General features: G+C 37.3%; 2 protein-coding genes. Both read right to left on the minus strand.

Going from position 1 to position 2,253, the window contains the following annotated elements:
* Positions 1 to 211: 211 nt before the first annotated feature.
* Positions 212 to 1,054, minus strand: coding sequence for an immunity 49 family protein (locus GQR56_RS21100; RefSeq protein ID WP_166115331.1), 843 nt, complete (start codon positions 1,052 to 1,054; stop codon positions 212 to 214).
* Positions 1,051 to 2,157 carry a hypothetical protein gene (locus GQR56_RS21105; protein WP_166115334.1) on the minus strand — a complete coding sequence of 369 codons (1,107 nt, stop codon included), beginning with the start codon at positions 2,155 to 2,157 and terminating at the stop codon, positions 1,051 to 1,053. Before GQR56_RS21105 ends, GQR56_RS21100 begins: the two co-directional genes overlap by 4 nt.
* Between the last annotated feature and the right edge of the window lie 96 nt (positions 2,158 to 2,253).

The raw sequence follows: 2,253 nt of genomic DNA on the forward strand, positions 1-2,253 counted from the left end.
TTTTCAGAGGCACTCAAGCAATTAAATAAGGATTGCCACGAGTGCTTGTAGCTTATTAGCAATTGTGGGGATCCCTCAGGATTTGACCCCATTAGTACCTTTACATATACAAAAAACGCTTATAATCTAAAGCAAATTACTTTTAATATTCAGAATTTAACACTCACTATTAAAGTGAGTGTCTTTGTTATTCTTGTTTTAATTCTGTTAGTCATTTGTCTTCCGGTAAAAATTCCCCCGTCACTAGCCAATTAGGGATGTAATCAGTTTCAAAATCTAATTTATAACCCTTTCGGTCGTAAGCAAACGCGGCGGCTGCAATTAAAGGCAAAGAAATCCAACCTGGCTTTTTGTAACTATCTTTTTTCCAAAAATCTTTATGCTTTTCTACTGCATCACGCATTTCGCTATTAAATTCGGCCTCGGCATCAGGGGTAAAAATACAACGGTACACTGCTATTAAAGGTAATAAAATACGATAAGAATAAGGTAGGCGGACATCATCCGGATCGTCGGCTAGTAATGCCTTTTCTAACAGGTCCCCCATATCCGCACCGCCAGTAAATAAGTTTTGCATAATATTAACTAACGCCAAATCAAAAGTATTACACTTGAGATTCGCATTTAAAAAAACGGTTTCATCAACTTCTCTCAAAGAGTGAATTGCTGAGCGATCACGTAAAATAACTGCGCTATAATAAGCATTTAACCATGCATCGTTATCCACAAAATCAGTTTTACGAGCCCCCGTCAATTCAAAGGTTTCACCATCAATAGTAACGGGAAACTTTTCATCAACACGCATAACAAACTCAAAATTTGCTGTGCCAAATTCTTTAAGTAACGTGAGATAACGCAATTGTGTCGAGCGGTCTAGATCCGCCAGAACTGCTCTTGCAAATGCATCTAAAGCGTGTTGAATAGAGCTACCTAGAACTTCACCACTATTTTTATTTTTAATGGTATTTATCTTTCTTGGTATTCGCTTTTCAAATCTATTAATACCTTTAATGACTATTTCCATATGCGTTTCTTTATAGTGTCTTTCTATCATTCGTCTGGTACCCATTTGTCGTTTTTAAATGAACTTAGTTCAGCTTTTACTTTTAAAGTCTCACCTGCTTCTAATTTTAGAGAGCCATCGTCATTTAAACGTTGACTAACTAGTTTAGTGCTAATTAACTTGTCATCGTCAGCATCTATTAACTTTTCCAATGTTTCTTCTAAATCTTCTACCTGCTTTTTAAATTTAGGATCGAACTCATCAGAATTAGAGTCATAACGCGGATCTTGTTGTGCTTTTTCAATTTTCTCTTCCATGTTTAAAGTTATACTATCACGGTATTCAGGTGAGCCTTGCTCAGCCTGTTTATTGAACATTGTTTTACGGCTGCCTTTTGTTGAAGCCCCACCTTTAGCCTCAACAGTAATAATTTTGCCTGTATTTTTGTCTTCTTTATAATAAATAAGGTCAAATTGACCTTGTTTACCTTTTCCTGGCAACTGGCTAGGAATTTCTTTAAATTCCGGATGCTCTTGCGCCATTACTAAGCGAGTTGATTCTTCTCCAATAGCCTCACTCAAGTTAACCATTAATTGATTAACTCTCTCCTTCGCATCAATATCATTTTCGTTAATAGCTTCTTTATTTTTCTGAGCCTTGACTCGCAGCTTTTGAAGCCGTTTCAGTTCTTTACTTCTACTAATTATCACATCTCGCACAGGACCGTCTAGTTTAGCCGGAATATCAATTTCAGGTTTGCTTTTTGAATTAGGGTTATACAATGATCTCGTCGCTTCCTTGTATTCTTTTCCTGCTTGATAGCGCTCAAGTAAATCTTTATCACTTAAAGTGGTATTAGGAAACTCAGCCTTGTAATCGTCAATAAACTGTTTACTTAATTTTGCTAGAAATAAATCAAGCCCACCTGTAGCAGCACTGAGTGCAGCAATTTGTTCAATCATCTCGTCAGCTGTACAGCCCGATTGCTTTCGCTTAGCAACCCTTTTTATTTGATTTTTTAGATCATCTGAAAGTTCTGGATTTGCATCAAGCGCCGCTTTTACCCTTGCCTGCCCGTCTTTACACAATAACCCAAATGGATCTACCCAGTTAACCGGATTAGGCGCATATTGATAATGGTTTATTCCACCCACAAGCCCAGGGCAAGAGCATGAAAAAACACTATAAATTCAATACCTTTTCAAGATAAGCTGTACTGCGCATCGCTTTCTTCTGCTTTGCTGGCATAC

The sequence above is a fragment of the Pseudoalteromonas sp. Z9A5 genome, from assembly GCF_011378875.1.
Taxonomy (GTDB): domain Bacteria; phylum Pseudomonadota; class Gammaproteobacteria; order Enterobacterales; family Alteromonadaceae; genus Pseudoalteromonas.

Bases quoted from the DNA above. Each gene is read 5' to 3' on its own strand.
- GQR56_RS21100 (WP_166115331.1), bottom strand. From the start codon at position 1,054: ATGATAGAAAGACACTATAAAGAAACGCATATGGAAATAGTCATTAAA.